This window comes from Streptomyces thermospinosisporus (genome assembly GCF_039526425.1).
Lineage (GTDB): Bacteria > Actinomycetota > Actinomycetes > Streptomycetales > Streptomycetaceae > Streptomyces > Streptomyces thermocarboxydovorans.
Genome location: NZ_BAAAIZ010000009.1, coordinates 146,795 through 165,063 on the forward strand (window position 1 = coordinate 146,795; position 18,269 = coordinate 165,063).

Consider the following 18,269-nt stretch of genomic DNA (forward strand, 5'->3'; position numbering starts at 1 on the left):
ACATGCCGACCACATGCCGACCACTGGAGGACCTCATGGCCCGCTCCGCCTCGCGCTCCCTGTCCGCCGGGCTCCGGCGTTCCCGGCCGGCGGCGCCCGGCGGGGGCGGGCCGGACGGACGGCGCCCGCTGCCGCTGCCGTTGCGGCTGCTGGCGATGGCGTGCGCCTTCGTGTTCATGGTGGCCTTCGCGGTGGTCCTGGCCCGGCTCACCCTGCAGCCCTCCCCCGCCTCCGAGGCCCTGACGCACACCAATCTGCATCCGGGCCGCTCGCTGCGGGCCTATCTGGACCAGCACACGGCGCGGGACGCGCTGCGGCAGGTCGGCGGCAACATCCTGCTGGGCGTGCCGTTCGGGGTCCTCACCCCGGTGATCGCTCCGCGCACCCGCAGGTTCCTGCGGGTCCTGCTGCTGACCGCCGTGGTGATGCTGCTGGTCGAGTTCGCCCAGGGGGCGCTGGTCACCGGGCGGGCCTTCGACGTCGACGACGTCATCCTCAACACCGGGGGCGCGCTGCTGGGGTATCTGCTGGTGGGCCGGCGGCTGGGCCGCGCCGTGCACGCGCGCCGCAGGCGCCCGGCCTGACCCGGCTCGACGCCCCGCCCGATCTGAACCCGATCCGACCCCGCTCGACGCCCCGCCCGACCCGGCGCGAAGGGCACAGGCCGACCGCGGCGCCCGCCCTGGGCGCCGTCTCCGCTGGTATGACCGGCCGCTAGTGGACGGTCCAGGTGAACTTGTCTCCGCCCACCCAGCGGACCACGTCCGGGTCGTCCAGGTCGTGGACGGTGATCCCGTGCGCGGCGGCGAGCTGCAGCACGTCGGTGATACTCCTCGCCTCACCGACCACCTGTCCGTCGATCTCCACGATGCGGAACGGGGGTGACCCGGGCTGTACTCCGAGCACCATGATCCGCGGCTTGGTGATGTGCGGGCTCGCGCTTTCGGTCATGAATAGAGCGTAGAGCGCAATCGGCGCGAACGCGGCGTCCAGGAAGCAATCGTCCCGGACGCCGCGCGCCGGTTTCCGCCCCGGTCCACCGGGGGCGCACCGGCGGTGTGCGGCGGTGCGCCCGCTGGGGAACCCTGGAGCGAGGAGGTGGGCCGATGGATCCCGTCGAGGCGTTGGAGCGGATCGCCTTTCTGCTGGAGCGGTCCCTGGCGCCCGCCTACCGGGTCCGGGCGTTCCGCACCGCCGCCCGGGTGCTGACGGAGCTGGGGCCCGAGGAGGTGCGCGAGCGCGCGGCGGCCGGGTCGCTGGAGTCGCTGAAGGGGGTCGGCCCGAAGACCGCGCAGGTGGTCCGGGAGGCGCTGGAGGGCCGGGTGCCCGGCTATCTGCAGAAGCTGGAGGCCGAGGCGGCGGACGAGACCCCGTCCGGGCGGGGCGGGGCACGGCTGCGGGCGCTGCTGCGCGGGGACTGCCATCTGCACTCCGACTGGTCCGACGGTGGCAGCCCGATCGAGGAGATGGGCCGGGCCGCGGCGGCGCTCGGCCACGAGTGGGCCGTTCTCACGGACCATTCGCCGCGGCTGACGGTGGCTCGCGGGCTGTCGGCGGAGCGGCTGCGCGAGCAGCTGGAGGTGGTGGCGCGGCTCAACGAGACCTGGGCGCCGTTCCGGCTGCTGACCGGCATCGAGTGCGACATCCTCGAGGACGGCTCCCTCGACCAGGAGCCGGAGCTGCTCGAGTGGCTCGACGTCGTGGTGGTGTCGGTGCACTCCAAACTGCGCATGGACGCCCCCTCGATGACCCGCCGCATGGTCGCCGCCGTGCGCAACCCGCACTCCGACGTGCTGGGCCACTGCACCGGCCGGCTGCTGAGCGGACGCGGGCGCCCGGAGTCGCAGTTCGACGCGGACGAGGTGTTCGCGGCGTGCGCGGAGACCGGCACCGCCCTGGAGATCAACAGCAGACCGGAGCGGCTGGACCCGCCCAGGCGGCTGCTGCGCCGGGCGGTGGAGGCGGGCGTGCTGTTCTCCATCGACACCGACGCGCACGCGCCGGGCCAGCTGGACTGGCAGATCCTCGGCTGCGCCCGCGCGGAGGAGTGCGGCGTGCCGCCCGAACGGGTGGTCACCACCTGGTCGCGCGAGCAGCTGCTGGACTGGGCGCGGGAGCGGAAGCTGCCGTGACCGGTGGGATATGGGAGCGCAAGCTGCCGTGACCGGTGGGATGCGGGAGCGCAAGCTGCCGTGATCGGTGAGGTGCGGGAGGGCAAGCTGCCGTGACGGGTGAGGCGCGGCGGCGGCCCGGACGGGTACCCGCACCGCTCAAGAGGAGCCTGAGGAAAGGACCGCAATGGAACGCGCGGCCGTGTTCGACGTCGACGGCACACTCGTCGACACCAACCACCTGCATGTGACGGCCTGGTGGGAGGCCTTCCGGCAGGCGGGCCACCGGGTGCCCATGCACGCCGTGCACCGGGCCGTGGGCCTGCCGTCCGCCGGTCTGGTCGCGCATCTGCTCGGCGACGAGCGGGACCCGGACCGCGACGGCGAGCTGAGCGCCGCGCACAAGGCGCTCTACGGGCAGTACTTCGACCGGCTGCCCGCCCTGCCGGGCGCGGGCGAGCTGCTGAAGCGGCTGCACGCGGACGGCTGGAAGGTGGTGCTGGCCACCTCGGCGGGCGGCGCCGAGCTGAGCGCGCTGCGCCGGGCGATCGACGCCGACGAGGCGATCACCGCGACCGCGAGTGCCGACGACGTCGAGGAGGGCAAGCCCGCGGCCGAGCCGGTCGAGCACGCCCTGGAGCTGGCCGGGGTGGCCGCGGAGCGGGCGGTGTTCGTCGGGGACACCGTGTGGGACATGGAGGCGGGCCGCCGGGCCGGTGTGCGCTGTGTGGGCGTCCTGTGCGGCGGCATCCCGCGGGGCGACCTGGAGGGGGCCGGCGCCGAGGCGGTCTACGACGACCCGGCGCACCTGCTGGCGTCGCGGGCGGCGAGCCCGCTGGCGTGACCTCCGGCGGCGAGCGCCCTGTGGTGTGACGTTCCATGGGGAGCGCCCTGGTGTGACGTTCGACGGCGAGCGGCCCGGGTGTGAACCCCTGGGGTGCCGGGATACCCGCGGCCCATGACGGGTGTGCGGGAGACGGTGGGAGAGGGCAGGGCGCGCAGCCGGGCGACGCCGATGGCCGGGATGGCCGACGCGGTGCGGCGGGACGTACGGGCCGCCGGGCAGGCGGCGCGGGCCGTGTGGCGGGGGCCGGGGCGGGAGCGGGATCAGCTCGTCCAGTCGATGAAGGCCGCCGGGGCGGCCCTGCTGGCCTGGCTGGTGGCGTGGGTGTGGCTCGGCGATCCGATGGCGCTGATGGCCCCTTGGGTGGCGCTGGTGCTGGTGCAGGCGACCGTCTACAGCTCGGTGCTCCAGGCGGGGCGGCAGTTCACGGCCATCTGTGTGGGGGCGCTGGTGGCGTCGGGGGCGCAGGTGGTGACCGACGACGCGACGGGCGCGCTGGCGCTGTCCGTGCCGGTGCTGATGCTGCTGTCGAACTGGCCGCGCTTCGGCGACCAGGGCGTCTTCGCCGCCACCACGGCGCTGTTCACCATCGCCTCGGGCGCGGTGAGCGTGACCGCGGTCGGGCACCGGCTCGGGCAGGCGGCGCTGGGCGCGGTGATCGGCGTGGCCGTCAACGCGCTGGTGCTGCCGCCGATCCATCTGCGTGATGTGCGGGAGAACCTGGCCGCGCTGGCCCGGGAGACCGGTGACGTGCTGCACGCGGTGGCCCGTGATCTGCGGGAGGGCGACTGGGACGCCCAGTCGGCGGCCGACCGGCACGCGGCCGCCCTGCAACTGCACAGCAGGCTGGACGCGCTGCGCTCGGCGCGCGGCTGGAGCAGGGAGAGCCTGCGCTTCACCTCCGGGGTGCTGCGGGCGCTGCACCGGGCGCCCACGGCCGCGCTGCCGCCGGAGGAGGACGACCGGTTCGGCCGGGTCGTCGGGCACGTCACCGCGCTCACCCGCGCGCTGGCGGTGGCCGCCGACGAGCAGCGCACCCCCACGGCCCCCGACGCGGAGGCGCTGCGGCACTGCGGGCGCCTGCTGGCGCTGATCGGGGACACCTGCCACTCGGAGGCCCGCCGCCTGGCGCGCGACGGCTCCACCGGCGGGGGCCGCCCGGACGAGGAGACCGAAGCCGTGATGCGGCAGCTCCACGAGGACCTGCAGAAGGGCATGCGGGAGCACGCCGGTCTGGGTGCCGCTCGGGCTGCGGTGCTGGGCACGCTACTGCTGCAGGCCGAGAACCTCTGGGCCGACCTGGTTCCGGACGTACACGGCGAGTGACGCACATCACCGCAAACAGAGACATTCGGCGGAACACCCGAGGGTGGTTGCCCGTTGAACCAGGCGTGGGTGCGGATGGGACAGTGTCCCCGGGCCTCACCATTCGCCCACAGGGACGATCGTTCGGCTGAAGCCCTGTGGTGCCTTTCGCCGAGAGGCGACCGCCATCCGTACTCACCTCATGACCGCCCCGACCGTGATCCCCCCGTCGCGGTCGGGGCTCTCCATGTCCACCGCCCGATTGCGCTCCGCGCCGCTCACTGTTGCCCCTCTCTCCGCGCGCCCTCATGTCCGGCCCGCGTCGCGGGTACTCGGTCGGCTCCGCACAGCAGCCGGCCGAGAGGAGTGGACCGTGAGCAGCGAGACCGGTCTGAGGGTCGTGGTGACGGGCGCCACGGGGAACGTCGGCACCAGTGTGGTGCGCGCCCTGTCGGAGGAACCGCGGGTCGCGTCCGTGCTGGGCCTGGCCCGGCGCCTGCCCGCCTGGTCACCGGCGAAGACCGACTGGTCGGCGGTGGACCTGGCCTCCGGCAACGCCGACCTCGCCGAGGAGTTCGCGGGCGCCGACGCGGTGATCCATCTGGCCTGGGCGTTCCAGCCGACGCACGACCCGGCGACGACCTGGCGCACCAACGTGATGGGCAGCATGCGGGTGTTCGACGCGGTCGCCGAGGCGGGCGTGCCCGCGCTGGTGCACGCCTCGTCCGTGGGTGCGTACTCGCCGGGGCCCAAGGAGCGCCCGGTCGACGAGTCCTGGCCCACGCACGGCTGGCCGGACGCGGCGTACTGCCGTGAGAAGGCCTATCTGGAGCGGGCGCTGGACATCTTCGAGCGCGACCACCCGGACACGCGGGTGGTGCGCATGCGGCCGGCGTTCCTGTTCAAGCGCGAGTCGGCGAGCGAACAGCGCCGCATCTTCGGCGGCCGGTACCTGCCGGGTCCGCTGCTGCGGCCGGACCTGCTGGCGTTCCTGCCCGACATTCCCGGCCTGCGGGTGCAGGTGCTGCACACGGACGACGCAGCGACCGCTCACAACCTGGCGGTGCTGGACGGGAACGTCCGGGGTGCGTTCAATCTGGCGGCCGAGCCGCCGGTCGACGCGGATCTGCTCGGGGAGATGCTCGGCACCCGCCGGGTGCGCATGCCGCGGGTCGCGGCCCGCTCGGCGGTCGCCGCCGCCTGGGGCCTGCATCTGCTGCCCGCCTCCCCGCATCTCTTCGACGCCGTGCTGCGGCTGCCGCTGATGGACTGCACGCGGGCACGCGCGGAACTCGGCTGGCAGCCGCTGCGCAGCGCGACGGAGGTGATGGAGGAGTTCCTGGAGGGCCTCCGCGAAGGCGCGGGAGCGCCTACCGAACCACTGCGGGGCCGCAAGGTGGCGTGACGTCCGCCGACGGATCCGTCAAGGCGAACCTCAACGGCAGAGCGCCGACGGATCCGCCGGGCCGGCCCAAGCGGCTGACGCGAGCGGCAGCCACGTCCGGCGATCCCAGCCGGCAGGCGCGCTGGACGGACCCTGGTCGGCGGACACGCCGAGCGAACCCGGGCCGGCGGGCCCGAGCGGGCGAATCCACCGGCACACCCGCCGGGCGAAGCCGGATCGGCAGATGCGCGGGCGGATCTGGACCGGCGCGCACGCGTCGGGCGGGGCGAACGGCAGTGCGTCAGACGGATCCGACGCACCTGCCGGGCGGACCCGAACAGCGAATGCGCCGGGCGGACCCGAACAGCGAATGCGCCGCGCGGACCCCGAACGGCAGACCCGAACGGCAGGTCCGTCGGCAGACCCGAACGGCAGGTCCGTCGCGGACCCGAACGGCAGGTCCGTCGGGGACCCGTCAGGCGGACGACTCGTCCGGTACGGGGTGCTCCGGGTTGGGGGACCCGGCGTGCGGGGCGCCGCGGCGGCCCGTGCCGGCCTCGTCCGTGTCGGGCACGTCGGTGTCGGGCCCGGTCTCCTCGGTGCCGGGCGCCTGCTCCGGCCCGCCCTCTTCCTCCCGGTCGGTTCCCTCGGCGGTGTCGGACTCGCCCCCGGCCTGGCGCGGTGCCACCTCCCAGGGGTCCTCTCCGGCTCCGGCCTGCTGGTCGGGCAGGTCACGCGGGACGGCCGGACCGTTCTCCCCCGGTCCTTCGAGGCGGTGGTCGGTCACGGCGCTCTCCCTTCGTTCGTACGCCGGCCTCTGCGAGTACCTCCGCCAGGACGTGTGAAACCTCAGCGCGGGGCCCGCTCCCGCAGCGCAGCCCGCCAGGCGGGCGGCGGGGTCTCGGGGTCCGGTTCCGCGCGGCGTCCACCGCGGGCGAAGAAGTCGGCGAGCGGCAGGATCGCCGCGCCGACGGTGACCGCGTCGGGGCCCAGGCGGCCGAGTTCGATGGTCACCCGCTCGGCCGGGTGGCGCAGCGCGTACGACAGGGCGTGCCGGCGCACGGCGGGCAGGAAGCGCTCGCCGAGCTGGAGGCCGGCCCAGCCGCCGACGAGGATGCGCTCGGGCTGGAACAGGTTGATCAGGTCGGACAGCCCGGCGCCCAGGTACTCGGCGGTCTCCTCCAGCACGGCCAGCGCGGCGGCGTCGGGCCGGGCACCGTCGGCCGGATAGGCGGCGGCGAGCATCGCGGTGAGGGCGGTCTCCTCGTCGGTGCCCTCGGGGACCCGGCCGCCCTCCTCGCGCCACCGGGCGAGCAGCGACTCGGCGCCGGCGTACGCCTCCAGGCAGCCGAGCGCACCGCACCGGCAGCGGCGCCCCCTGACCCGTACTGTCAGATGGCCCCACTCGACCGCCCGGCCCTGCTCCACCTCGGGGGTCACCAGGCTGGCGCCGACGCCGGAGCCGAAGAGGACCACCACGGCGTTGCGCGCGCCGCGTCCGCCGCCGAACCACATCTCGGCCTGGCCCAGCGTCTTCGCGCCGTTGTCGATGAGGTAGGGGACGGTGGCGGGCAGCGGGGAGCCGGTGCGCAGCAGGGACTCCAGCGGTACGGCGTCCCAGCCGATGGTCTGCCCGTGCACCACGGCGCCGCCGTCCTCCGTGTGCTCGACGATGCCGGGGACGCCGATGCCGATGCCGAGCAGCCGCTCGGGCGGCAGCCCCGCCGCGCCGAGCACCTCGGCGATGCCGGAGCGGATGTGGCCGACGATGACCTCGACCGCGTACCGCTGCTGCTCCAGCGGGCGTTCGGCCCGGGCGAGCTCGGTGAGGGCGAGGTCGAACAGCTCGACACGTACCCGGGTCTCGCCGACGTCCACGCCGATCATGTGGCCGCTGGCGGGGGCGACGCGCAGCAGGGTGCGCGGGCGGCCGCCGTCGGAGTCGACGCTGCCGGCCTCCTCCACCAGGCCGTCGGCCATGAGGTCGGCGACCACATTGCTCACCGAGCCGGAGCTGAGTCCGGTGGCCGGGCCCAGTTCGAAGCGGCTGAGGGGGCCGTCGAAGTAGAGCCGCTGCAGCACGGCCGTCCGGTTGGCCCGCCTGAGGTCGCGTACCGTGCGCCCGTTCCGCCCCGCCATGTGGCTCCTTCCGCCCCCTGCCCGACCTGCAACATACCGCCGAGGCCCGGTCACACGCGACTTTCCTCCCCACTTATTTCACGCTTTGAACTATCCCCTCCGGCCACCCCGCCGAAATTCAGTGGCCCGTCCCCCGCCGGTCTCCTTACGCTGACACCGAAACCTAGACCCCCTAGGTTTGCTCGACCGACCCTCGACCGATTCGCTGGAGACCCGTCATGCGCCCGCTCACCGAGCAGGACATCCGCACCTCGTTCATCAACTGCTCGAAGGGCGAGGCCAAGCGGCTGGCCGTGCCCCGCGATCTCGGCGAACGGCCCTGGGAGGATCTCGACTTCCTGGGCTGGCGCGATCCGGGCGCGCCCGACCGGGCGTATCTGGTCGCCGAGCGCGACGACCGGCTGGTCGGAGTGGCCCTGCGTTTCCAGCCCGGCCGCCGCGGCTTTCTGCACCGCAGCATGTGCTCGCTCTGCCTGACCACCCATCCGCGCGGCGGCGTCTCTCTGATGACCGCCCGCAGATCGGGACCGGCCGGCCGGGAGGGCAACTCGGTCGGCGCCTACATGTGCACCGATCTGGCCTGCTCCCTCTATCTGCGCGGCAAGAAGGTCCCGGAGACCGGGACCCGTTTCGAGGAAAGCCTCACCCTGGAGCAGCAGATCGAACGCACCCGCGACAATCTGCACGCCTTCCTCGACAAGCTGTAGGCCTCAGGGCGTCCCCGCTCGGCCTCAGGGGCGTTTCCGCCCGCCCGGCAGGCGCCGTTCCCGGTGACTGACGGACCATGGTGCGCCAGTGGAGTTTTCCTCACAGGCCTGTGTGTTCGACGCGAACAGGGAAGGGGAACCGTCGGTAGATGCGAGTGGTACGTAAGTGGACGGCGCCGGTGAAGGAGTTTTTCAAGCGTCACCGGGACCCGGTGACCGTCCAGGCGCTGCGCTCGGCCACCGCGGCAACGCTGTCGTACGTCATCGCCCTGCGGCTCAGCCCGGAGCCCGCGCCCCTCACGGCTCCGCTGACCGCGCTGCTCGTCGTGCAGGTCACCCTGTACTCCACGATCACCACCGGCGTGCGCCGGGTGAACTCCGTGGTGGCGGGGGTGCTCGTCGCGATCCTCTTCAGCTTCCTGGTGGGTCTGACGTGGTGGAGTCTGGGCCTGCTGATCCTGGCGTCGCTGATGGTCGGTCATCTGGTGCGGGTGCAGGAGTTCGTCCCCGAGGTGGCGATCAGCGCGATGCTGGTGCTCGGGGTGACGACCCGCGGGGAGTACGCATGGGCCCGTGTGGTGGAGACGCTGACCGGCGCGATCGTCGGGCTCGGCATCAATCTGCTGCTGGCTCCCCCGGTGTGGGTGGAGGAGGCCGGTGAGTCGATCGAGGGACTGGCCCGCCGGCTGCGGCAGTTGATGCTGAGCATCGGCGAGCAGGCCACCGGCCCCACGCCGTCGCAGGTGGCGGCGGACCGGCTGCACGAGGCGCGCCGTCTGGACCACGACATCGTCGAGGTGGACGCGGCGCTGCGGCAGGCGGAGGACAGTCTGCGGCTCAATCCGCGGGTCCGGGAGGGGCTGCTGCACCGGGTGGTGCTGCGCACCGGACTGGACACGCTGGAGATCTGCACGGTCGTGGCGCGGGTGCTGGCGCGCAGCCTGACCGATCTGGCCAAGGAGCGGGAGCCCGAGCGGCTGTTCGAGCCGGAGACCGGGGCGACCTTCGCGGCGCTGCTGGCGGAGATCGCCGACGCGGTGGTCAGCTTCGCCGTGCTGGTGACCACCAGCGTGAGCACCAGCGCCGAGTCGGCGGAGGAACGGCTCGCCTCCGAGCTGCGGCAGGCCGCCGCCACCCGCGACAAGCTGGCGCAGCTGCTGCTCGACGAGGTGCGGCGCGACCCCAGCCAGTGGGAGCTGCACGGCGCGGTGCTGACCGAGGTCAACCGCATCCTCGACGAGATGGACATCGAGCACCGCACGCGCCGCCTGTTCGAGGAGCTCGACCGGCACTCGCGCGAGCAGCGGGAGCGGATGCCGTGGCTGACCCGGCTGCGCGAGGGCGTCCCGGCCCGGCTGCGCCGTGGGTCCGGTGGCGCGTCCCATCGCGTCAAGTGACCCCGTTCAGGCGGGTCCAAGCCCACGCCCCTGTTCTGGTGTGGTTGCCCCGGCGGCGGATCGGCGTCAGGGTGGCCGGGGTGCACGGGGCCCCTGATGACGAGGTGGGTGGATGAGCTCGGGCGGATGGAGCAGGCGGCGGTTCGTGGGTGCGCTCGCGGGGTCGGCCGCCGCGGTGACGGTTCCCGGGTGCGGCGGCGAGGACGGTCCCGCGGACGGCTCGCGGCCGGCGGCGTCACCGGCGCCCAGCAGCGGCTCGCGGAAGCAGAGCCCGTCGCCCTCCGGTCCGCGCCCGCTGTACCTCGGCACCTACACCTCGGCCGAGGGCGGCGGCGAGGGGATCGGCCTGGCCATGTACGACCCGGCGACGGGACGGATCACCAACACCGGGACGATCGGCGGCGTGGCCGACCCCTCGTATCTCGCGGTGCACCCGGACGGCCGGACCCTGTACGCGGTGAACGAACGGGACGACGGTGCGGTGACCGCCGTCCGGATCGCCGACCGCAAGGTGCTGGGCAGCCAGAGCTCCGGCGGTGCCGCACCCTGCCATCTGTCGGTGCATCCGAGCGGGCGGTGGCTGCTCAGCGCCAACTACGGTTCCGGCAGTGTGACGGTGCACCCGATCGACGGTTCGGGGGCGCTGGGCGAGCGCAGCGAGCTGGTCGTCCACTCCTCCCCGCCGCCCGGGCCGGGGCAGCAGGGCCCGCACGCCCACCAGTTCGTCACCGCTCCGGACGGCGGACATGTCCTCGCCGTCGATCTGGGCACGGACACGGTGTACAGCTACCGGCTCGACGAGAGCTCCGGCCGGCTCACCGAGGCCGCCCGGGCGAGCACCCGGCCGGGTGCGGGTCCGCGGCATCTGACCTTCCACCCCGGCGGCCGGTACGCCTATCTGGCCGACGAGCTCGACAACACGGTGGCGGTGTGCGCCTACGACCCCGAGTCGGGGCGGGTGAGGATCGGGCCGCCGCAGTCCACCGGGACGGGTCCCGGGACCAACTACCCGGCGCAGATCGTGGTGACGCCGAACGGGGGCTTCGCCTTTCTCGCCAACCGCGGCGACAACAGCCTCACCCGTTACGCCGTCGAGGCGGACGGCGCCCGGCTGCGGCTGCTGGACACGGTGCCGGTGGGCGGCGACTTCCCCCGGCAGATCGCCCTCTCCCCCGACGGCGCGCTGCTGTTCGCGGCGAATCAGAAGTCCGGCAGCGTCACGGTGTTCCGCGTGGATCAGGACACCGGGGAACTGCGGCCGGCGGGCGAGCCGTTCGCCTCACCCGTCGCCGTCTGTGCGCTGCCGCTGTAGGGCGCGCGGGCAGGAGGCCGCGCTCGCCTGGGAGAGCAGCACATGCATGCGCTCGGTGAGCTGGGCGATGTCGTCGGCGGGCGCGTGGAACGGCAGCCGTACGTCGCCGTCGGTGCGGGCGCGTTCGATGCGCAGGGTCAGCCCGTGCCGGTCGACGGCGAGCGGCTGGACGCGGACGGCGCCGTGCAGGCTGTCGGGGCCGACCAGGCGGGTGAGGCGCTCCACCGCGTCGGGGTGGCAGTCGGCGAGGTGGGTGAGCAGCCGGGCCTCGGCGAGGGCGAGCGGGTCCGGCGCGGCCGTGGCGTACTCGTCCGGGTCGACCAGGACCGCTCCGGAACGACGGCGCAGCACCACGCGGGTGGGCCGGAAGACCAGGTGGCCGTCCTCGGCGGAGAACCAGCCGGCGAGCCACAGCCGGGCGCGGATCCTGCCGCGCACGGGGACGGGCGCGACATCGGCGAACTCCAGCACGGCGGACGGCTCTCCGCGCGGTGCGCAGATCGCGGCGGCGCGGAGCACGCTGTCCTCCGGCACGCTCAGCAGGATGCGTCCGTCCTCGGTCACGCTGTGCGCGCCGACGAACTCCTCCCGCGCGCCCTCCGCGGTCACCGCACAGGACCATGCGGCGGCCAGCACCGAGCGGGCGCGTTCCGCGGCGCCGGGAGCCGCCGTCCAGCCGTGCGTGTCGTCACCCATCCCCAACCTCCTCTTAGGTAAGCCTTGCCTAACCTATCGGAGATCGGGGCGTGCGCCAACCGGCCCAGGTGATCTTTACGAGACCTCGCCGTGCCGAGCCGGCCGATCCGGCGCCCGGGTCAGTGCGCGAGCACACCCAGCAGGGCGCGGGCGCACAGGTCGCGCACCTGCTCCCGGCTCAACTCCGAGCCGCGCAGCCACTCCAGACACACGGCGGTGGTGAAGGCGAGCCAGCCGCGCACGGCGAGCCGGACCTCCGGACGCTCCTCGAACGCCGCCCCGAACTCGGGGTCCGCGGCCAGCGCGGCCAGGATCTGCCGCTCCTGGGCGGCGAGCGCCCGCCGGTAGACCCGGCGCACCGCCTGGTCCCCCGCCGCCTCGGCGCGATGGAAGGCCCGGTAGCCGTGGGCGTGCTCGGCGACATGCGCGAGATACACGTCGAGGCCCGCGGCGAGCTGCTCGCGCACCGGAACGCCGGGCACCGCGGCGGTCATCCGCAGCATCCGCTCGCTCTCCCGCTCCACCACGGCCGCGAAGAAGTCCCGTTTGGCCGGGAAGTAGTGGTACAGCAGCCCCCGCGAGACCCCGGCGATCTCGGCGACCCGCTCGATCCGCACCTCGTCGTACGGCTTCTCGGAGAACAGCCGCGCCCCGACGGACAGAAGCTGCTCGCGGCGCTCCTCGGTGCTGAGCCGGCGGCGGGTGCGTTCGCCCTGGTTCGCAGCCATTCCCGCACTGTACTTGACGCCGGTTCAGCGGCGGGACGACACTGAGGCCGCTATTGAACCCGCGTACAACACGCGAGGGGACACGGCCACACGGCTCCCGCGGCGCGCAGGCCCGCCGGTAGTGAAGGAGACCGCTTCCATGGCGGAGACGACGACAGGGACGGAGCTGCCGAAGGGGTTCCGCAGCGCCGAGCTGGGCTGGCCAGAACTGCATCGCATCCCGCACCCGCCGTACCGGCTCCCGCTGCTCGGCGATGTGATCGGCGCCAGCAGGCGCACTCCGCTGCAGGACTCGCTGAAGTACGCCTCGCTCGGGCCGGTCTTCCGGCGGAACGCCTTCGGCAAGGAGTTCGTGTTCGTGTGGGGCGCCCGCCTGGTGGCCGATCTCGCGGACGAGTCCCGCTTCGCCAAGCACGTCGGTCTTGGCGTCGCCAATCTGCGGCCGGTCGCGGGCGACGGCCTGTTCACCGCGTACAACCACGAGCCCAACTGGCAGCTGGCGCACGACGTGCTGGCACCCGGCTTCAGCCGCGAGGCGATGGCGGGGTACCACACCATGATGCTGTCGGTGGCGGAGCGGCTGACGGACCACTGGGACCGGGCGGCGGCCGCGGGCCGGACGGTGGACGTGCCGGGCGACATGACCAAGCTGACGCTGGAGACCATCGCCCGCACCGGCTTCGGGTACGACTTCGGCTCCTTCGAACGCTCCCGCCCGCACCCCTTCGTGACGGCGATGGTGGGGACGCTCACGTACGCGCAGCGGCTGAACACGGTGCCCGGTCCGCTGGTTCCGCTGCTGCTGCGCCGGGCCGGCCGGCGCAACGCCGCGGACATCGAGCGGCTGAACCACATCGTCGACGAGGTGGTGCGGGCGCGCCGCGCCGACGGCGGCGGGAGCGGCGACCTGCTGGACCGGATGCTGGACACCGCGCATCCGGAGACCGGCGAGCGGCTGTCGGCCGAGAACGTCCGCCGCCAGGTCATCACCTTCCTGGTGGCGGGCCATGAGACCACCTCGGGCGCGCTCTCCTTCGCCCTGCACCATCTCGCCCGGCACCCCCGGGTCGCGGCCCGCGCCCGCGCCGAGGTGGAGCGGGTCTGGGGCGACACGGCGGCGCCCGGCTACGAGCAGGTGGCCAAGCTGCGCTACGTCCGCCGGGTCCTTGACGAGACGCTGCGGCTGTGGCCGACGGCGCCGGCCTTCGCCCGCGAGGCGCGCGAGGACACCGTGCTGGCCGGGGAGCATCCGATGCTGCGGGGCGCCTGGGCGCTGGTGCTCACCCCGCTGCTGCACCGGGATCCGGAGGTGTGGGGACCGGACACCGAACGCTTCGACCCGGACCGGTTCGAGGCGCGGGCGGTGCGGTCGCGGCCGCCGCATGTGTTCAAGCCGTTCGGGACGGGGGCACGGGCCTGCATCGGGCGGCAGTTCGCGCTGCACGAGGCGACGCTGGTGCTGGGACTGCTGCTGAGGCGGTACGAGTTCCACGCCGACCCGGCGTACCGGCTGAAGGTGACCGAACGGCTGACGCTGATGCCCGAGGGGCTGCGGCTGCGGGTGGAGCGGCGGCCGGTGAGGGGCAGGGCCGTCTCAGACGCCCCAGTGGGCCGGGCGCCCCAGTGACTCCGGCAGGCGGGTGCCCGGGTTGCCCCGTGCGGCGTTCACCTGCGGCTGGGTCAGGAAGAGCGCGCCGGTCAGGTCGGCGTCGGTGAGGTCGGTGTCCCGCAGGTCCGCGCCGAGCAGGTCGGCGCCGCGCAGGTCCGCGCCGGACAGATCGGCGGCTATCAGGCAGGCGCCGCGCAGGCTGATGCCGCGCAGATCGGTGCCCTTGAGGCGGGCGCCCATCAGATCCGCACCCCTGCGGTCCCTGCGCCGCCCGCGCGGGCCCGACCGGGCCAGTTCACTGGCCTTCTGCAGCAGGGCGCCGACGTGCTGCCGGTGGGCGTCCACGGACAGCCCGACCAGTTCCTCCGGCGGCAGCAAGGTGAGCCGCTCCGTTTCCTCCAGCGTCTCGCGCAGCTCGGCCCGGAGGGGGCGGGCGGCGGGCAGCGCCACGGCCTCGGTGAGGTACCACAGCAGCTCCTGCAACTGGCGCACCACCGGGAACACCTCGAACATGCGCCGGGCGTGCTCGTCCGGCCCGGTGCGCCAGTCCTGTCCGCCGAAGGTGACCTGGGAGACCTTCTGGCCGGCGCCGAAGCAGTCGTACACGGTGCAGCCGCTGTAGCCCTCCTGCCGCAGCCGGGCGTGGATGCGGCAGCGGTGGTCCTCCTGGAGGTTGCGGCAGGGCGTGCCGGCGGGCTTGTCCGCGGCGAAGCCGGCCGACCGGGCGAACGGCAGGGCGACGCAGCACAGTCCGAAGCACTGCGCGCAGTCGCCGCTCAGGTCCGCCCGGCCGGCCGTCTTCTCTCGCACGGCGTTCACCCTACAGACCGGCTGGGCGCGGCCGGCGCCCGTGCGGTCTCATCCCCGCAGGCCGGACACGTCGAGCCGGGCGAGCCGCTCGGGGTCGGCCAGGACGTACATGCCGGTGATCCGGCCGTCGTCGTCGATGGTGACGTACATGACCGAGTTCAGGCGGCCGTCGACCAGGCTGACCAGTCCGAGGGAGTCGTTGACCCAGGCCATCGTGGCGGCCGCGGTGTACCGGGCGAACATGAGCGCCGACTCGGCCACCGGCTTCGCACCCTGCAGCCGCTTGGACGCTGCGACGCCGCGCACCAGCGGACCGGCGTCGGCCCGGAGCACCACGTCCGGGTGCAGCACCGAGACCAGCGCCTCGAAGTCACCGCCGCGCGCCGCGGCCATGAAGGCCTCGAGCGCCTGCCGCTGCCTGCCGGGATCGGGCTCGGTGGAGGGCGTGGCCTCCTTCACCCTGCGGCGGGCCCGGCTGGCCAGCTGGCGGGTGGCGGCCGGGGTGCGCTCCACCACCGGCGCGATGTCGTCGAAGGGCACCGCGAACATGTCGTGCAGCACGAACGCCAGCCGCTCGTCGGGCGCCAGCGTCTCCAGGACCACCAGCAGCGCCACGCCCACCGCGTCGGTGTGCACCGCCTGCTGCTCCGGGTCGGTGTGGTCGAGCGGCCTGATCACGGGGTCGGGGACGAACGTCTCGTCCATCGGCTGCTCGCGGCGCGCGGTGCGGGTGCGCAGCATGTCGAGGCAGATCCGTCCGGTGACGGTGGTCAGCCAGCCGCCGAGGTTGCCGATCTCCGCGGTGTCGGTGCGGCCCAGTCGCAGCCAGGCCTCCTGGACGGCGTCCTCCGCCTCCGCCGTCGAGCCGAGCATCCGGTAGGCGACCGAGGTGAGCCGGGCGCGGTGCTCCTCGAAGCGCTCCGCCAGCTCCTGCGTGCCGCTCATGCCCACGCCCTGGGGAACAGCTCGAAAGTGACCGCGGGACGGCCACCGAAACGCTTGCCCGCCTCCCGGGCGAAGCCGATCAGGAACTCCCGCACGTACTCCTCCGGGTCCCGGTCGGTCAGCGCCTCGATATAGGCGCGGTGTTCGAGCAGGGAGCGCACCGCGCGCTCCATTCCGTCCGTCGCGTCCACGGCGTGCGTGGGCGAGCTGGAGCCGGCCACGGCGACCCAGCGGACGCCGTCCCAGGGTTCCAGGCCCTGCTCGGTCAGCTCCGGGAAGATCCAGCGGTTGCCGGCGTCGGCGGCGGCGTCCAGCGTGGCCCGGCCGACCGCCACATGGTCGGGGGTGTTCCAGTGGGTGCCGCCCCAGGTGTCCCGGTGGTTGAGGGTGATGACCAGTTCGGGCCGGTGCCGGCGGATGGCGGCTGCGATGTCCCGGCGCAGCGCGGGACCGTACTCGATGACGCCGTCCCTGTGGTCCAGGAACTCCACGGTCGACACCCCGACCACGGCGGCGCTCGCCCGCTGCTCCTGCTCGCGCAGCGGGGCGCACTCCTCGGGCGGGAGCGTGTCGATGCCCGCCTCGCCGCGGGTCACCAGCACATAGGCGACCTCGCGGCCGGCGTCCGTCCAGGAGGCGATGGCCGCGGAGCAGCCGTACTCCAGATCGTCCGGGTGGGCCACCACGGCGAGCGCGCGCTGCCAGTCCTCGGGCATGGGGCTCAGTTGCGTGATCAACGGATCCGTCATGCCCGCAGCGTAACCACGTCGAAGCAGCGGCCTGTCGTCACTATGCGGCGAGTTGATCCGCCGTCACCGCGCGCCGCTCGGTCGCGTCACAGCCGGTCGCGGGCGAGCGCCAGCAGCCGGTCCAGCACCCGGGGGCCGCCGGCCCGCACGCCGTCGTGCTCGAACTCGTTGGTCACCCAGGTGCGCAGGCCCTTCACTGCGCGGGCGGTGGCGAGGGAGTGGGCCGTGTCGACGTACAGGTCGTCGTGGTAGACGGCCGCCGCGGCCGGGACCTCGTTGGCGGCGAGACGGGCCGGGTCGTACAGCGGCGGCCAGTCGGTGCGGGCGGCCAGCAGTTCGGCGGTCTCGCGCAGCGGGCGCAGCGCGGGGTCGCAGTCGAAGGTCCAGGGGTGGATGGTCTCCCCGGTGAACAGCAGCGGCTCGTCACCCGCGAGCGCCTTGGCCGCGTCGAACTGCGGGAACTCGGAGCGCACCCGCTCGGCCGCCCAGGCGGTGGGGCGGCCGCCCTGGGCGTAGCAGGCCTCGTGGACCAGGGCGTACAGCGGGTGGCTCGCGAAGGAGAGCAGGTGCTGGACCTGCTCCTGGAAGGCGTCGGACAGGGCGGGGCCGGCGGGTGTGCGGACGAAGGCGTCCTCCAGGAGGTGGTGCAGGCGGTGGGTGCCGTCGCCGCTGCCGAGGAGGATGCCGAGGGACTGGAACGCCTCCACGGTGAGCCGGTAGCCGTTCGGCAGGGTCACCTCGTGGGTGAGGAGGTGGTCGGCGATGCGGCGGGCCCGCTCGACGTCCTGCGGGTAGCGCTCGTAGTGGGCGGTGACCTTGCGCTCCATGCGCGGGTAGGCGGCCCGGTAGACGTCGTCGGCGTGGCCGTCGAGCGAGGGCAGCCCGCCGGTGATGATCGCGGTGTCCAGGCCCTCGGGGGCGAAGGACAGATAGGTGAGCGTGCAGAAGCCGCCGAAGCTCTGCCCGAGGACCGTCCAGGGGGCGCCGCCGGTGACCTGGGGGCGGATCGCCTCGCAGTCGCGGACGATGGAGTCGGCGCGGAAGCGGGCGAGGTAGCCGGCCTGTTCGGCGGGGCCGCCGCGCAGCGGGAGGGTCTGCCGGTTGGCCGGTGTGGAGTGGCCGGTGCCGCGCTGGTCGAGGAGGAGTACGCGGTAGTCCTCCAGGGCCCGGCCCAGCCAGGCCTGCTTCCCGATGAAACGGTTCGCCCCGAACCCGGGTCCGCCCTGGAGGTACACCAGCCACGGAAGGTCCCGGCCCGCCTTCTCGGCGGCGACGACCTCGCGGGCGTACAGCTCGATGGTCTCCCCCGAGGGGTCGTCGTGGTCGAGCGGAACGGTGAAGCGGTGGTCGGTGAGGACGACGCCGGGCTGGCGGTAGCTGTGCGTCAACGGGTCTCCCGGGACGGACGGACGATCGGACCGCGCCCCAGTCCAGCACATGTTTCTGCGGTCAACGAGCCCGGATCGCGTAAAACTTGCTGATCGGTCGGTCAGGGGGCGCAGAGAGCGCGGGACCGGCACGCCCTCGCCGCAT

The 18,269-nt window shown here is 73.8% G+C and carries 18 protein-coding genes; 9 read left to right on the forward strand and 9 right to left on the reverse strand.

Annotated features, from left to right (window positions below; translation table 11 throughout):
* Positions 1–35: 35 nt before the first annotated feature.
* On the forward strand, positions 36–584 hold the full coding sequence (locus ABD207_RS04685; RefSeq protein WP_344010304.1) for a VanZ family protein: 549 nt from the start codon (positions 36–38) through the stop codon (positions 582–584).
* A 130-nt stretch (positions 585–714) separates the two neighbouring features.
* Here the strand turns inward: ABD207_RS04685 and ABD207_RS04690 are convergent, their stop codons facing one another.
* A complete protein-coding gene (locus ABD207_RS04690) occupies positions 715–951 on the reverse strand; it encodes a hypothetical protein (protein ID WP_344010243.1) in 237 nt (78 codons plus the stop codon).
* 155 nt (positions 952–1,106) lie between these two features.
* Here ABD207_RS04690 and ABD207_RS04695 point away from each other — a divergent pair, with 155 nt between their 5' ends.
* From ABD207_RS04695 to ABD207_RS04710, 4 genes are all read left to right on the forward strand, one after another.
* The gene (locus tag ABD207_RS04695) at positions 1,107–2,132 is read left to right on the forward strand and encodes a PHP domain-containing protein (RefSeq protein WP_344010244.1); all 1,026 of its coding nucleotides are present in this window, start codon (positions 1,107–1,109) and stop codon (positions 2,130–2,132) included.
* A gap of 166 nt (positions 2,133–2,298) precedes the next feature.
* Positions 2,299–2,955 (forward strand): HAD family hydrolase, encoded by a 657-nt coding sequence (locus ABD207_RS04700; protein WP_344010245.1) that lies wholly within the window; start codon positions 2,299–2,301, stop codon positions 2,953–2,955.
* Between the two features lie 114 nt (positions 2,956–3,069).
* The gene (locus tag ABD207_RS04705; RefSeq protein ID WP_425580623.1) at positions 3,070–4,281 is read left to right on the forward strand and encodes an FUSC family protein; all 1,212 of its coding nucleotides are present in this window, start codon (positions 3,070–3,072) and stop codon (positions 4,279–4,281) included.
* Between the two features lie 352 nt (positions 4,282–4,633).
* Positions 4,634–5,665: an SDR family oxidoreductase gene (locus ABD207_RS04710; protein WP_344010247.1), complete on the forward strand. Its 1,032-nt coding sequence runs from the start codon at positions 4,634–4,636 to the stop codon at positions 5,663–5,665.
* Between the two features lie 454 nt (positions 5,666–6,119).
* Here the strand turns inward: ABD207_RS04710 and ABD207_RS04715 are convergent, their stop codons facing one another.
* Together ABD207_RS04715 and ABD207_RS04720 are read right to left on the reverse strand one after the other, a co-directional pair.
* Positions 6,120–6,431: a hypothetical protein gene (locus ABD207_RS04715; protein WP_344010249.1), complete on the reverse strand. Its 312-nt coding sequence runs from the start codon at positions 6,429–6,431 to the stop codon at positions 6,120–6,122.
* Positions 6,432–6,493: 62 nt separating this feature from the next.
* On the reverse strand, positions 6,494–7,783 hold the full coding sequence (locus tag ABD207_RS04720; protein ID WP_344010250.1) for an ROK family transcriptional regulator: 1,290 nt from the start codon (positions 7,781–7,783) through the stop codon (positions 6,494–6,496).
* A gap of 218 nt (positions 7,784–8,001) precedes the next feature.
* Between ABD207_RS04720 and ABD207_RS04725 the strand changes: the two genes are divergently transcribed.
* The 3 genes from ABD207_RS04725 to ABD207_RS04735 all read left to right on the forward strand — a co-directional run bounded on the left by ABD207_RS04725 (position 8,002) and on the right by ABD207_RS04735 (position 11,199).
* Positions 8,002–8,490 (forward strand): FBP domain-containing protein, encoded by a 489-nt coding sequence (locus ABD207_RS04725; RefSeq protein ID WP_344010252.1) that lies wholly within the window; start codon positions 8,002–8,004, stop codon positions 8,488–8,490.
* A gap of 149 nt (positions 8,491–8,639) precedes the next feature.
* Positions 8,640–9,887: an FUSC family protein gene (locus ABD207_RS04730; RefSeq protein WP_344010253.1), complete on the forward strand. Its 1,248-nt coding sequence runs from the start codon at positions 8,640–8,642 to the stop codon at positions 9,885–9,887.
* A gap of 112 nt (positions 9,888–9,999) precedes the next feature.
* Positions 10,000–11,199 carry a lactonase family protein gene (locus ABD207_RS04735; protein WP_344010254.1) on the forward strand — a complete coding sequence of 400 codons (1,200 nt, stop codon included), beginning with the start codon at positions 10,000–10,002 and terminating at the stop codon, positions 11,197–11,199.
* Here the strand turns inward: ABD207_RS04735 and ABD207_RS04740 are convergent.
* Both ABD207_RS04740 and ABD207_RS04745 read right to left on the reverse strand, forming a co-directional pair.
* The gene (locus tag ABD207_RS04740; protein WP_344010256.1) at positions 11,167–11,895 is read right to left on the reverse strand and encodes a DUF2470 domain-containing protein; all 729 of its coding nucleotides are present in this window, start codon (positions 11,893–11,895) and stop codon (positions 11,167–11,169) included. The two genes, ABD207_RS04735 and ABD207_RS04740, sit on opposite strands and share 33 nt — an antisense overlap.
* A 119-nt stretch (positions 11,896–12,014) precedes the next feature.
* Positions 12,015–12,623, reverse strand: coding sequence for a TetR/AcrR family transcriptional regulator (locus tag ABD207_RS04745; protein ID WP_344010258.1), 609 nt, complete (start codon positions 12,621–12,623; stop codon positions 12,015–12,017).
* A 139-nt stretch (positions 12,624–12,762) separates the two neighbouring features.
* On the opposite strand from ABD207_RS04745, the gene ABD207_RS04750 reads away from it, so the two are divergent.
* Positions 12,763–14,250, forward strand: a complete 1,488-nt coding sequence (locus tag ABD207_RS04750) for a cytochrome P450 (protein ID WP_344010260.1) — start codon at positions 12,763–12,765, stop codon at positions 14,248–14,250.
* Here ABD207_RS04750 and ABD207_RS04755 read toward each other — a convergent pair.
* The 4 genes from ABD207_RS04755 to ABD207_RS04770 form a co-directional block, all read right to left on the reverse strand.
* Positions 14,218–15,042, reverse strand: coding sequence for a pentapeptide repeat-containing protein (locus ABD207_RS04755; protein ID WP_344010262.1), 825 nt, complete (start codon positions 15,040–15,042; stop codon positions 14,218–14,220). The two genes, ABD207_RS04750 and ABD207_RS04755, sit on opposite strands and share 33 nt — an antisense overlap.
* Before the next feature lie 48 nt (positions 15,043–15,090).
* A complete protein-coding gene (locus ABD207_RS04760; RefSeq protein ID WP_344010264.1) occupies positions 15,091–15,987 on the reverse strand; it encodes a sigma-70 family RNA polymerase sigma factor in 897 nt (298 codons plus the stop codon).
* Positions 15,984–16,736 carry a PIG-L deacetylase family protein gene (locus tag ABD207_RS04765; RefSeq protein WP_344010265.1) on the reverse strand — a complete coding sequence of 251 codons (753 nt, stop codon included), beginning with the start codon at positions 16,734–16,736 and terminating at the stop codon, positions 15,984–15,986. Before ABD207_RS04765 ends, ABD207_RS04760 begins: the two co-directional genes overlap by 4 nt.
* Before the next feature lie 86 nt (positions 16,737–16,822).
* Entirely contained in the window at positions 16,823–18,124 is a 1,302-nt protein-coding gene (locus ABD207_RS04770; RefSeq protein ID WP_344010266.1) for an alpha/beta fold hydrolase, read from the reverse strand.
* Positions 18,125–18,269 lie beyond the last annotated feature (145 nt).

Excerpts from the sequence above, each read along its gene's own strand:
- ABD207_RS04685 (WP_344010304.1), top strand. The coding sequence starts at position 36 with ATGGCCCGCTCCGCCTCGCGCTCCCTGTCCGCCGGGCTCCGGCGTTCC.
- ABD207_RS04690 (WP_344010243.1), bottom strand. The coding sequence starts at position 951 with ATGACCGAAAGCGCGAGCCCGCACATCACCAAGCCGCGGATCATGGTG.
- ABD207_RS04695 (WP_344010244.1), top strand. The coding sequence starts at position 1,107 with ATGGATCCCGTCGAGGCGTTGGAGCGGATCGCCTTTCTGCTGGAGCGG.
- ABD207_RS04700 (WP_344010245.1), top strand. The coding sequence starts at position 2,299 with ATGGAACGCGCGGCCGTGTTCGACGTCGACGGCACACTCGTCGACACC.
- ABD207_RS04705 (WP_425580623.1), top strand. The coding sequence starts at position 3,070 with ATGACGGGTGTGCGGGAGACGGTGGGAGAGGGCAGGGCGCGCAGCCGG.
- ABD207_RS04720 (WP_344010250.1), bottom strand. The coding sequence starts at position 7,783 with ATGGCGGGGCGGAACGGGCGCACGGTACGCGACCTCAGGCGGGCCAAC.
- ABD207_RS04725 (WP_344010252.1), top strand. The coding sequence starts at position 8,002 with ATGCGCCCGCTCACCGAGCAGGACATCCGCACCTCGTTCATCAACTGC.
- ABD207_RS04730 (WP_344010253.1), top strand. The coding sequence starts at position 8,640 with ATGCGAGTGGTACGTAAGTGGACGGCGCCGGTGAAGGAGTTTTTCAAG.
- ABD207_RS04735 (WP_344010254.1), top strand. The coding sequence starts at position 10,000 with ATGAGCTCGGGCGGATGGAGCAGGCGGCGGTTCGTGGGTGCGCTCGCG.
- ABD207_RS04740 (WP_344010256.1), bottom strand. The coding sequence starts at position 11,895 with ATGGGTGACGACACGCACGGCTGGACGGCGGCTCCCGGCGCCGCGGAA.
- ABD207_RS04745 (WP_344010258.1), bottom strand. The coding sequence starts at position 12,623 with ATGGCTGCGAACCAGGGCGAACGCACCCGCCGCCGGCTCAGCACCGAG.
- ABD207_RS04750 (WP_344010260.1), top strand. The coding sequence starts at position 12,763 with ATGGCGGAGACGACGACAGGGACGGAGCTGCCGAAGGGGTTCCGCAGC.
- ABD207_RS04760 (WP_344010264.1), bottom strand. The coding sequence starts at position 15,987 with ATGAGCGGCACGCAGGAGCTGGCGGAGCGCTTCGAGGAGCACCGCGCC.
- ABD207_RS04765 (WP_344010265.1), bottom strand. The coding sequence starts at position 16,736 with ATGACGGATCCGTTGATCACGCAACTGAGCCCCATGCCCGAGGACTGG.